Source organism: Shewanella algae, assembly GCF_009183365.2.
Taxonomy (GTDB): Bacteria; Pseudomonadota; Gammaproteobacteria; order Enterobacterales; family Shewanellaceae; genus Shewanella; species Shewanella algae.
In genome coordinates this window covers 4,419,576-4,432,743 of the sequence record NZ_CP068230.1, presented here as the reverse complement: position 1 = coordinate 4,432,743, position 13,168 = coordinate 4,419,576, and the positions used below count along the sequence as shown (strand labels likewise).

The window sequence follows — 13,168 nt, the reverse complement described above, 5'->3', positions numbered from 1 at the left end:
ATAAAAAAACAGGAGCCTGCGGCTCCTGTTGATTCTATTGAAAAAATTATTGCTTAAGGTTAGGGAATTAATTGTTCCTCGGATGAATAAGTATAGTTAGGCTCTGGAAGAGAAGCCTGAACAACAGGTTGAGTGACCAACAATGCACCGTCGGAGATAAGGGATTGAATAATCACACCTTCATCTGTAGTTCCATACTCTGTGGATAGATCCACACCATTGAGAACTATGGTGACACTGTCCCCTCCGGCACCTGTTGTGTCGACACTTATGATGGTGTTGCCACCCACAAAGCTGAAGTCCAGGTAATCATCCAAAACCCCGTTTTCTTCATTGACCAAGATGTCTGATAAATCCAGTGCATCAGTGTTAGGGTCGAAGTTATAGACTTCATCAGTGCTGCCATCTGCAGACCCTGCATCCCAGATCAATATATCTCTGTCATTGTCTATACCTGCATCCAAGCGATCACTGCCGGGGCCGCCAACCAGATAGTCGGCACCTGTACCGCCAAAGATGTAGTCATTGCCGGCGCCACCCAGTAGTTGGTCATCACCTTCCAGACCATAGATGGTGTCATTTCCTTCGCGACCGACTATTTCATCGCTTTGGTTTGCCCCGGTGAGCGAGTCACTTTGAGTGCTACCAAAGATGAGATTATCTATGTCGTCGGTTCCTGTTACCGTAATGGCATCATCAGGTAGCAGCTCGTGAGTAAATACAGCTTGTACATACCTGGCCTGATAACTGCCTCCATCATTGTCGAAGTAAGTAATTGTCCATAGATCGCCTGCTTGGGCCGGATTCAAAGTCAGGTAGTCGGCGAGAGTTACTGAGTTATCCGATTCTTGCACTATCTGATCGTAGCCAATACTGGCCTTCATCAAGCCTGAATCCGCATCATAGAACCAAGTCTGTTCGACGCTATCGACGGGATCTGCCAACAGCACTATGAAGGTTATGCCGTTAATGGTAAGCCTGACTGAGACCTCTGTTTCCCGCTTACTGCCCGCGGTAGTGTCAATGTCTCTCTCATCTCCGGGAATTGGAATGGCAAAGGGCGATTTCTGGTAATCGGTAAACAGATCCAGGCTACCATTGGCTGGATCTAAATTAATGGCATCGGCGAATCCGCCACTGATACTGAGGACAGCATCCTGATCATTCCCTGAGGTCAAAGGCGATGAACCATCACCTATGGTGACACTTTCCCCTCCCAAGCTGTTACCCGGCACAGCATGGATGATGAAGTCGCCATCAACCTGATCTGTACCTGAGTTGACTGTGAAGGTCAGAGAAATATCCAGTTGTTCCTCTATGTCACCGTTATCCCCCGGCATATAGACCAGACTGCCCAACTCTGTGGCAGATAAGGCCTCAGGATTGTTAAAGTCATACTGCACCAGCATCTGGATGTCTTCATCCCAATACCAAATGGAGCCTATCTCGGCGGTTTCCCCCGGATCGATAAACTCAAGGCTCAAGTTTGTTATGCTAATGTCATCCGTGGCATCTACATCGGTTGGAACATCAATATTCAGCGGATAACCGGCAAGATAAGGATCCGAGAGTTGCAATAGGGAGGCCGGAACCCAGATCTCTTTGGCAAATTCGCCTTCAACCGGGTCGTTGGTACCATTGATGGTGATTGTCACGGTTTCAGTATCGGTGCCGCCGTTGCCGTCATCGACCGTGACATCAAAGCTCAAGGTGATGGTCTCGCCGACGGCGAGGAACTGCACCAGGCTGTTGGCGATGTCATAGATCCAGCCGGAGTTATCGACACTGAAGCCGGCCGCCAGCGCATCCTGGGTGGCCTGATCCAGGGCGCCGCCGCTCCAGAGTACATCGCCGTTATAACTGCTGCCGACGCTGTGGCTGTCGTTGATGTCGACATCGGTGAAGCTGAGGACGCCGCTGTCGCTGAGCATCCCGGCTACGACATCGACATCCTCGGTGACCGCGCCGCTCATATCGATGCTCAGCACCGGTGCATCATTGGTGCCGGTGATGGTCACTGTGACGGTGTCGGTATCGGTGCCGCCGTTGCCGTCATCGACCGTGACATCAAAGCTCAGGGTGATGGTCTCGCCGACGGCGAGAAACTGCACCAGGCTGTTGGCAATGTCATAGCTCCAACCGGAGTTGTCGACACTGAAGCCTGCCGCCAGGGCATCCTGGGTGGCTTGATCCAGGGCGCCGCCGCTCCAGAGTACATCGCCGTTATAGCTGCTGCCGACGCTGTGGCTGTCGTTGATGTCGACATCGGTGAAGCTCAAATCGCCGCTGTCGCTGAGCATCCCGGCTACGACATCGACATCCTCGGTGACCGCGCCGCTCATATCGATGCTCAGCACCGGTGCATCATTGGTGCCGGTGATGGTCACTGTGACGGTGTCGGTATCGGTGCCGCCGTTGCCGTCATCGACCGTGACATCAAAGCTCAGGGTGATGGTCTCGCCGACGGCGAGAAACTGCACCAGGCTGTTGGCAATGTCATAGCTCCAGCCGGAGTTATCGACACTGAAGCCGGCCGCCAGTGCATCCTGGGTGGCTTGATCCAGGGCGCCGCCGCTCCAGAGTACATCGCCGTTATAACTGCTGCCGACGCTGTGGCTGTCGTTGATGTCGACATCGGTGAAGCTGAGGACGCCGCTGTCGCTGAGCATCCCGGCTACGACATCGACATCCTCGGTGACCGCGTCGCTCATATCGATGCTCAGCACCGGTGCATCATTGGTGCCGGTGATGGTCACTGTGACGGTGTCGGTATCGGTGCCGCCGTTGCCGTCATCGACCGTGACATCAAAGCTCAGGGTGATGGTCTCGCCGACGGCGAGAAACTGCACCAGGCTGTTGGCAATGTCATAGCTCCAGCCGGAGTTGTCGGCACTGAAGCCGGCCGCCAGTGCATCCTGGGTGGCTTGATCCAGGGCGCCGCCGCTCCAGAGTACATCGCCGTTATAGCTGCTGCCGACGCTGTGGCTGTCGTTGATGTCGACATCGGTGAAGCTGAGGACGCCGCTGTCGCTGAGCATCCCGGCTACGACATCGACATCCTCGGTGACCGCGCCGCTCATATCGATGCTCAGCACCGGTGCATCATTGGTGCCGGTGATGGTCACTGTGACGGTGTCGGTATCGGTGCCGCCGTTGCCGTCATCGACCGTGACATCAAAGCTCAGGGTGATGGTCTCGCCGACGGCGAGAAACTGCACCAGGCTGTTGGCAATGTCATAGCTCCAACCGGAGTTGTCGACACTGAAGCCTGCCGCCAGCGCATCCTGGGTGGCTTGATCCAGGGCGCCGCCGCTCCAGAGTACATCGCCGTTATAACTGCTGCCGACGCTGTGGCTGTCGTTGATGTCGACATCGGTGAAGCTCAAATCGCCGCTGTCGCTGAGCATCCCGGCCAGCACATCGACATCCTCGGTGACCGCGCCGCTCATGTCGATGCTCAGCACCGGCGCATCATTGGTGCCGGTGATGGTCACTGTGACGGTGTCGGTATCGGTGCCGCCGTTGCCGTCATCGACCGTGACATCAAAGCTCAGGGTGATGGTCTCGCCGACGGCGAGAAACTGCACCAGGCTGTTGGCGATATCATAGCTCCAGCCGGAGTTGTCGGCACTGAAGCCAGCAGCCAGGGCATCCTGGGTGGCTTGATCCAGGGCGCCGCCGCTCCAGAGTACATCGCCGTTATAACTGCTGCCGACGCTGTGGCTGTCGTTGATGTCGACATCGGTGAAGCTCAAATCGCCGCTGTCGCTGAGCATCCCGGCTACGACATCGACATCCTCGGTGACCGCGCCGCTCATATCGATGCTCAGCACCGGTGCATCATTGGTGCCGGTGATGGTCACTGTGACGGTGTCGGTATCGGTGCCGCCGTTGCCGTCATCGACCGTGACATCAAAGCTCAGGGTGATGGTCTCGCCGACGGCGAGAAACTGCACCAGGCTGTTGGCAATGTCATAGCTCCAGCCGGAGTTATCGACACTGAAGCCGGCCGCCAGTGCATCCTGGGTGGCTTGATCCAGGGCGCCGCCGCTCCAGAGTACATCGCCGTTATAACTGCTGCCGACGCTGTGGCTGTCGTTGATATCGACATCGGTGAAGCTCAAATCGCCGCTGTCGCTGAGCATCCCGGCCAGCACATCGACATCCTCGGTGACCGCGCCGCTCATGTCGATGCTCAGCACCGGCGCATCATTGGTGCCGGTGATGGTCACTGTGACGGTGTCGGTATCGGTGCCGCCGTTGCCGTCATCGACCGTGACATCAAAGCTCAGGGTGATGGTCTCGCCGACGGCGAGAAACTGCACCAGGCTGTTGGCGATATCATAGCTCCAGCCGGAGTTGTCGGCACTGAAGCCAGCAGCCAGGGCATCCTGGGTGGCTTGATCCAGGGCGCCGCCGCTCCAGAGTACATCGCCGTTATAACTGCTGCCGACGCTGTGGCTGTCGTTGATGTCGACATCGGTGAAGCTGAGGACGCCGCTGTCGCTGAGCATCCCGGCTACGACATCGACATCCTCGGTGACCGCGCCGCTCATATCGATGCTCAGCACCGGTGCATCATTGGTGCCGGTGATGGTCACTGTGACGGTGTCGGTATCGGTGCCGCCGTTGCCGTCATCGACCGTGACATCAAAGCTCAGGGTGATGGTCTCGCCGACGGCGAGAAACTGCACCAGGCTGTTGGCAATGTCATAGCTCCAGCCGGAGTTGTCGGCACTGAAGCCGGCCGCCAGTGCATCCTGGGTGGCTTGATCCAGGGCGCCGCCGCTCCAGAGTACATCGCCGTTATAGCTGCTGCCGACGCTGTGGCTGTCGTTGATGTCGACATCGGTGAAGCTGAGGACGCCGCTGTCGCTGAGCATCCCGGCTACGACATCGACATCCTCGGTGACCGCGCCGCTCATATCGATGCTCAGCACCGGTGCATCATTGGTGCCGGTGATGGTCACTGTGACGGTGTCGGTATCGGTGCCGCCGTTGCCGTCATCGACCGTGACATCAAAGCTCAGGGTGATGGTCTCGCCGACGGCGAGAAACTGCACCAGGCTGTTGGCAATGTCATAGCTCCAACCGGAGTTGTCGACACTGAAGCCTGCCGCCAGCGCATCCTGGGTGGCTTGATCCAGGGCGCCGCCGCTCCAGAGTACATCGCCGTTATAACTGCTGCCGACGCTGTGGCTGTCGTTGATATCGACATCGGTGAAGCTCAAATCGCCGCTGTCGCTGAGCATCCCGGCCAGCACATCGACATCCTCGGTGACCGCGCCGCTCATGTCGATGCTCAGCACCGGCGCATCATTGGTGCCGGTGATGGTCACTGTGACGGTGTCGGTATCGGTGCCGCCGTTGCCGTCATCGACCGTGACATCAAAGCTCAGGGTGATGGTCTCGCCGACGGCGAGAAACTGCACCAGGCTGTTGGCGATATCATAGCTCCAGCCGGAGTTGTCGGCACTGAAGCCAGCAGCCAGGGCATCCTGGGTGGCTTGATCCAGGGCGCCGCCGCTCCAGAGTACATCGCCGTTATAACTGCTGCCGACGCTGTGGCTGTCGTTGATGTCGACATCGGTGAAGCTGAGGACGCCGCTGTCGCTGAGCATCCCGGCTACGACATCGACATCCTCGGTGACCGCGCCGCTCATATCGATGCTCAGCACCGGTGCATCATTGGTGCCGGTGATGGTCACTGTGACGGTGTCGGTATCGGTGCCGCCGTTGCCGTCATCGACCGTGACATCAAAGCTCAGGGTGATGGTCTCGCCGACGGCGAGAAACTGCACCAGGCTGTTGGCAATGTCATAGCTCCAGCCGGAGTTGTCGACACTGAAGCCTGCCGCCAGCGCATCCTGGGTGGCTTGATCCAGGGCGCCGCCGCTCCAGAGTACATCGCCGTTATAACTGCTGCCGACGCTGTGGCTGTCGTTGATGTCGACATCGGTGAAGCTGAGGACGCCGCTGTCGCTGAGCATCCCGGCTACGACATCGACATCCTCGGTGACCGCGCCGCTCATATCGATGCTCAGCACCGGTGCATCATTGGTGCCGGTGATGGTCAAAGTGACGGGTTGTGAATCACTGGCGCCAAAGGCATCGGTGACTGTTAGTGTGAAGCTCAAGGTGATGGTTTCGCCGACGGCGAGGAACTGCACCAGGCTGTTGGCGATATCATAGCTCCAGCCGGAGTTATCGGCACTGAAGCCGGCCGCCAGCGCATCCTGGGTGGCTTGATCCAGGGCACCGCCGCTCCAGCTCGCATCGCCATTGTAGCTGCTGCTGACAACATGGCTGTCACCAATATCCACATCGGTGAAGCTCAGGCTGCCGCTGTCACTGAGCATACCATTGATGACATCAAGATCTTCAATGAAGGCACCACTTGCGTCAGCGCTGAGAATAGGTGCGTCATTGGTGCCTATGATGGTAATAGTGACCAGTTGCTCGGCGCTGGCGCCATACTCATCTGTCACCGTGACAGTGAAGGTTTCAGTGCGAATCTCGCCTTCCAGTAAACCATCAACGGCGGCGTTATCGAGCTGATAATTCCAGGCGCCGGTGGCGGCATCAACACTGAAGCTGCCAAGTGGGCTGTCGGCACTACCGGACCAAGTCAGATCTGCACCGTTGTCCACATCGCTGGCGCTGAGTTGGCCACTGACACCCGGAGTTCCGGGATCGACGCTGCTATCGTCAAATTGACCGGCTTCACGCACAGTGCCGTCGGCATCGCCCTCGCCAGGAGGGTTAATTATCGGGCCATCATTGGTGCCGGTGATGGTCAGAGTGACTAGCTGTGAATCAGTGGCGCCAAAGGCGTCTGTGACCGTCAGCGTGAAGCTCAAGGTGATGGTCTCACCGACAGCGAGAAACTGTACCAAGCTGTTGGCGATATCATAGCTCCAGCCGGAGTTGTCGGCACTGAAGCCGGCAGCCAGCGCATCCTGTGTGGCTTGATCCAGTGCGCCGCCGCTCCAGCTGACATCGCCATTGTAGCTGCTGTTGACAACATGACTGTCACCAATATCCACATCGGTGAAGCTTAAGCTGCCGCTGTCGCTGAGAATACCATTGATAACATCAACATCTTCAGTAATGCTGCCGCTGCTATCGGCGCTGAGAATGGGGGCGTCATTGGTACCTATGATGGTAATAGTGACCAGTTGCTCGGCACTGGCGCCAAGCTCATCCGTTACAGTAACAGAGAAGGTTTCGGTGCGAATTTCGCCTTCCAGCAGGCCGTCGGCTGCAGCGTTATCGAGCTGATAATTCCAGGCGCCAGTGGCGGCATCAACACTGAAGCTGCCAAGTGGGCTGTCGGCACTACCGGACCAAATAAGCACGGCACCATTATCCACATCGCTGGCGCTGAGTTGGCCACTGACACCCGGGGTACCTGGGTCTATGCTGCCGTCATCGAACTGGCCGGCTTCTCGCACAGCGCCATCGGCCTCACCCGGCTGAGGCGTGCTGATCACAGGCACATCGTTGGTGCCAGTGATAGTGATAGTCAAGGTCTGGACGCTGGTATCACCATCGGCATCGGTCAGCAGATAGGAGAAGACTTCCGTCAGGGATTCTCCCTGAGCGAGCGCCTGAACCGCTTGTGCTGCAGAATTGATTTGATAGTTGTAACTGCCATCGGCATTGAGGGTCAGCAGGCCGTAGCTGCCTGAAACCTGGCTTTGATTGGATACGGCATTATCAAGGTTGCCGCCACTGCCAGCGGCTGTTACCTGTGCGGTATCGCCGCCCTGAACATCGTTGTCGAGCAGATTGCCACTAATGGCCAGTAGCGAGTCTTCATCTACACTGTTTACGTCATCCTGGCCGCTTGGAGCGTCATCCAGTACCGAGATGGTAAGGGTATTACCGACACTGTTTCCTTCTAGATCGGTCAATATCAGGTTGAAAGCCTGGGAGAAGTCATCACTTGAACTGTGGTCAACCGCGGAATTGAGGGTAAAGCTGTAGCTGATATTGCCGTTTATCAGGTCAATGGCGTTGATGGTGAGCACGCCGTATTCGGTATTGATACTGACAGGGCCATTAAAAACTCCGCCTGAGACAATGGCAACCCCATCCAGGGTCAAGCTTGCCACGCCAGCCGCGGCACTAAAGCTCAAGTTACCGGTTTGGGTCAAGGCGGCGGGTGATGGAGTGGTCCCTGTTGGCAGGTTGGCATCTGAGAGTGTGGCTGCGCCGCTATTGAGCGTGGGGCCTGTCAGGGGAAGGTCCTCAAGCAGTATTTCTTCTTGAGTGGTAATGGCGGTTTGGTCAAAGCCACTGGTGTCGTAGCCTGCGCTGGCCAATAACTCTGACCCGTCCCTGTCTACGGCAACATAGCCGAAATCACCTTGGTTACCGGTTGTTCCGGCCCCGGCTGCGGTAGCAGGCAGATTTGCCGTAGGGTCGTCACCTGCAAGTATCTGAGCCTGCAGTGCGGCTATCTCGGCATCGACTCCACTGTTGGCGAATTGGGCGACATCTGCGGCCGCTGTATCCGGCTGAGGTTGAGCGCTGGGCTGCGCATTTTTCTCTGTCAGCCTTGTACCATCGGCATATTCGATAGTGAAGGTATCGTTTGTGGTGAAGATGATCTCTTCACCATTGCGGATGAGATCCCCGATACTCAAATCGCGGATATTGCCATTTTCGTCCTTGGCCTTGAGTTGTCCAACCAAATTGGTGACAACCGCGTCTTGCTTACTGATTGCGACGCCCATAACTCATACTCCTTTGCACGCAAATACTGACGGCAAGGTCACTCTGTGCCCACGAGCGTCAGCTAAAGGTATTAATTATTAAGTCTGAGGTTGAAACTGAGGCTGTCAAATATGTGACATTGATCGCGGTTAGGAGGTTGTTAAGAGACAATTTGTCCGCTTTGGAGAATCTATCTCGCATTCATGCGGTTACGGTATGCGTGCAGATAATCTTGTGATGGCTAATAAAAAAGCCACTAAATAAGTGGCTTTTTTATTACGAAAAGGTCTAGCGATTAGTCGCTCTTGGCGGCTTGCTTGTAGCTATTGAAAGCCCCTTGATGATCGGCCAACTGCTCTTGAAGTCTGGCCAAGGCCAGCCAGTATTCCTTGCGGGGCAGTAAGTGACACAAGCGTTCCCATGCGGCTCGGGCCAGACTGAATTCACGGCAGAGTTCATGAATTTGGGCCATGCAGTGTTGGTAGTCGGCATGGTTCTCTAGCTTGGGTTCCAAGTTCTTCAGCAGTTTCAGGGTTTCACTGTCCTGGGCTTCAAAAACCTTCGGCAAAACTTCAAGTACAGAGGCGCAAGGTTCCTTCTTTAGCGCCTTGTTCAGTAGTTTCAGGGCTTCGTCACGGCGGTTGAAGCTGGCAAGCCCCAAGGCATATTGTGCCATATTGGCTTGTTGGCTGCGTTCCTGGCGGCTAAGCCAGTGCCAACACTTTTCCAGTTCCTGCTCGCTGCGAAGGGCTGCCTGGGCCAGCAAAGCATTATTTACCCTCTGGTTCAGGAGCTCGTATTCCTCATTATCCAGGATCTGCTTTTTGCGCAGCGCCGGCAGTAACAGTTTCAGAGCCTGCCAGTCAAGCTGGCTCTGGTAAAGCTCCAGTGCCAGTTGCAGTACCGGAGCCTTGCTCTTGCTGCTGGGTTGCAGTTTGTCCAGCTGCTCGCGGGCCTTTTCCAGCTCGCCTTGCTGCATGTAGTAGCGCACTCTGGTGGTGGTTACCGCCTGGGTCGCCAGTGGCAACTGGGCGGCCTTATTCAGGTAGTCGTCCCGCTCTTCATTCTTGAACTGTCTTTGGGCCGCTCTGGCGGCAGCCAGATAATTGAGAGCCGGCAGTTCACCGGCTTCGGCGCCTTTTTGCATCGCTTTTTCGGCCGCTGGCCAATCCTCTTCTGCCAACGCCAGTGCGCCGGTGAGCGTGTACTTGCGGGCGGCATTGCGGCGCCAGCGCCGCGGCAGGTAACGACTGCTTAATACCAAATTCAGCACAGTGACCAGTAGCCATTCCAGCAACTGCAGTAGAGCAAAGAAGATGATGAGTGCCATAACGGCAAACAGCAGATTGGTTTCCAGCTGCCAGTCCAGAAAGGCGATATAGACATAGCCTGTTTTGCCGGCAAAAAGTGGACTCAGACAGGCACCAGCCAGAATAATCACCAGATAGATGAGTACTCTTATCATAGTTCAGCCCCCGGCATGAGTTCGCCATAGGTGACCAACTGTTTGAGTTGAGCGCTGGATTCAAATTTTGTCAGATTGATAGGATCCAGTTGCAGACTGGACAAAGCATTGATTGCAGTCAGCACCTCTTCAGTGCGTGGATCGTCGAGATCGAAATATTGCTGGATCCACTTGCGGGCCATGGCCAATGACTGGCGGTAGTTGAGCTCATCATATTGATAGAGGGCCAGTTGCGACTGCAGCAGCTTATTGCGGATATTCTCGAATAAATACCATTCCTGCTGGGGAGACAGCAGCGGAGTGATATCCGAGCTTATCTTGCGAATAGTGAAGAAATCTTCCTTCAGTGCGCTCCAGGTCTTGGACAGGTTGCTCTGCCAATCACCTATGGAGTCAGACATCTTGTTTTCTGCTTCCTGCTCCATTTGCTGGCTGCCGACACGATTGAGTGGCAACTTGTCCAACTTGGTGATAATACCATCGAGGGTGAACACTGTACCTGCGATATCGGTATTCTTGATGGCGCTGACCGCCGCCATATCGTTGGCGAGGGCACGACGCAGAGGCATGAGTGAAGGCTCCTGCATGGCAGCAATTCGCTCATCGGCAGCCTGTAACAGGCCGGTTGCCGTTTGCGGATCTTTCTCCAACCACAGTTTACGTCCCGCCATCCGCACCAGATATTCGGCTTCTGCCGCCATCCAATGGTTGGGGTTACGCTGTGCCAGAGTGGCGATACGGGTTTGCATCTGCTGCTGGGCATCGCTCAGTTGTTCTATGGCACCTTGCTGCTGTTGATTTTGCTGCCGGTCGCTTCTCAGTTGCTGCTCCAGTGCCTGCAATCTGGCCTCTGGAGCTTGTTTGACTTGTTCTAGAGTGGTTGCCAGTTGCGCATTGGCGGCTTGCTGTTGCTGCAGTTGCCAAAAGAGATAAGCACCTATGGCGCAGGCCAGCAGTGCCAGCAATAGGCTCAATAGCAGCGTCAGTCTCAGGGGCCATGAGCTGCGCTTGGCTGTCGCCGCTGGGGTTTCTTGCTCTGTGGTACCCAAGGGTTGGGTAGGCAGTGCGGGGGTATCGCTCCCGACTTCTGGCTTACTGTTATCCATTAATGCAGTCCTTTAACGCGACAATAGGGCTGGAAATCGGGAGGGGGGAAAACTAGAGCCTCAATGCCTTGAGTACGGCTTTACTGTTGGCTGCCGTGGCATCGGTCACTTGAGTTAATCCGGCGACCACGGCCTTATCTACCACCCGAATACTGGGAACTATAATATGACATGCTTGCAGCCAAGCAAAATACTCTTTTGGCAGCAGTCGGATAAGGTTCATCAGGCTCTCGGCGCTGCTGAGTACTATGGTATCTATTCCAAAGTCTTGCCATTCCTTGACCAGTTGTACTGCATCATAGGCAGGACAAGTGCGGCGGTAGACTTCCCAGAATTGAACCGACGCCCCATATTGCTGGAGTGTTTGTCCCAGTACTTCCCGGCCACCGTTGCCGCGAATAATGACCACTTTCTTGTGTTTTACCGCTTCGGGTTGCAAACCCGGCAGGGTTAACAGGCCTTCGGTCTGTTGATTGTCATCCGGCGCTTTATGACCCTGAATGTCATACTGTGCAAAGGCCTCGAAAGTGGCTTCGCCGACGGCAAAATATTGAATGTGTGACGGCCAGGGAGCATTGAGAGCCTGAGTACCGAAATGCACCGCATTGGTGCTGACAAACACAATGATGTCGGCATCAAGGACCTCGGCAGGAGAGATACCTTTATCCTCCATGGCCTCAACAGCCAAGAGAGGGGTTACCATAAAAGGTATGCCCCTTTCTGTCAGCGCCTGTTCCATGGCGTGATTGCGCCCCTCGGGGCGCGTCAACAACACTCTCATGGTGCCGCCTTGTTATTTGCCGTAAACGGCATCCAATATGGTTTTGGCGCCTTTGCTCAGCAGTTCTTCTGCCAGGGCGTTACCCAGGGCTACGGCCTCGTCTTGGTGACCGCTGACTTGACCTGTGATCACCTCGGAGCCATCCGGATTACCTACCAAGCCTCTGAGGCTCAGTTGTTCGCCCTGGATTTCGGCATAGGCACCAATGGGTACCTGGCAACCCCCTTCCAAACGTGTGTTCATTGCCCGTTCTGCCAGTACGCGATAGCGGGTTTCTTTATGCTCAAGCGGTGCCAACAAGGCTTTTACCCGCTCATCGTCGGTGCGACATTCGATGCCCACAGCACCCTGGCCGTTGGCCGGCAATGATTCTTCGGCGCTGATAAAGCTGGCGATACGCTCTGATAATTTCAAGCGGATAAGCCCGGCAGCAGCCAGAATGATGGCATCATATTCACCGGCATCCAGTTTACCCAGACGGGTTCCCACGTTGCCGCGCAGATCTTTGATGATAAGATCCGGGCGACGGGCTCTGAGCTGACACTGACGACGCAGGCTTGAAGTACCCACAACCGCGCCTTGAGGCAGTTCATCTATACTCTTGTAGCTGTTGGAAACGAAGGCATCACGGGGATCTTCACGTTCGCAGATCACTTCTAGCCCCAGCCCTTCGGGAAACTCAACCGGCACATCTTTCATGGAATGCACAGCGATATCCGCCTGGTCTTCCAGCATGGCGACTTCCAGCTCTTTAACGAACAGCCCCTTGCCGCCCACTTTGGCCAGAGGAGTATCCAGGATGACATCACCCTTGGTGCTCATTGGCAGCAGTTCTACTGTCAGCCCGGGGTGAATGCGTTCCAGCTCGGCTTTGACAAATTCTGCCTGCCACATGGCGAGAGGGCTTTTACGTGTTGCTATGCGAATGCGATTTTCTGACATGCCAATCTTTTCCGTGAGAGTACGTTAAATGCGCCAATGCTAACATTGCCCATTGGAGAATGGCACCGAACGCTGCTCAATCTTTGAAGTGGGCACGTTAAATTTTCGCCAAATAGTGTGATCTTGATCTCATTACTTGCCTGCTACCTTAAA

Annotated in this window: 5 protein-coding genes; all 5 read right to left on the bottom strand. The window is 55.7% G+C overall.

All coding sequences use genetic code 11. The features are described from left to right. Positions 1-59: 59 nt before the first annotated feature. Positions 60-8,741 (bottom strand): retention module-containing protein, encoded by an 8,682-nt coding sequence (locus E1N14_RS19770; protein ID WP_208155357.1) that lies wholly within the window; start codon positions 8,739-8,741, stop codon positions 60-62. A 275-nt stretch (positions 8,742-9,016) separates the two neighbouring features. Then, positions 9,017-10,186 carry a heme biosynthesis HemY N-terminal domain-containing protein gene (locus E1N14_RS19765; protein ID WP_025011361.1) on the bottom strand — a complete coding sequence of 390 codons (1,170 nt, stop codon included), beginning with the start codon at positions 10,184-10,186 and terminating at the stop codon, positions 9,017-9,019. After that, on the bottom strand, positions 10,183-11,292 hold the full coding sequence (locus tag E1N14_RS19760; protein WP_025011360.1) for a uroporphyrinogen-III C-methyltransferase: 1,110 nt from the start codon (positions 11,290-11,292) through the stop codon (positions 10,183-10,185). Before E1N14_RS19760 ends, E1N14_RS19765 begins: the two co-directional genes overlap by 4 nt. Positions 11,293-11,344: 52 nt before the next feature. Continuing rightward, positions 11,345-12,073, bottom strand: a complete 729-nt coding sequence (locus E1N14_RS19755) for a uroporphyrinogen-III synthase (RefSeq protein WP_025011359.1) — start codon at positions 12,071-12,073, stop codon at positions 11,345-11,347. A 12-nt stretch (positions 12,074-12,085) separates the two neighbouring features. Further along, a complete protein-coding gene (hemC, locus tag E1N14_RS19750; RefSeq protein WP_025011358.1) occupies positions 12,086-13,015 on the bottom strand; it encodes a hydroxymethylbilane synthase in 930 nt (309 codons plus the stop codon). Positions 13,016-13,168 lie beyond the last annotated feature (153 nt).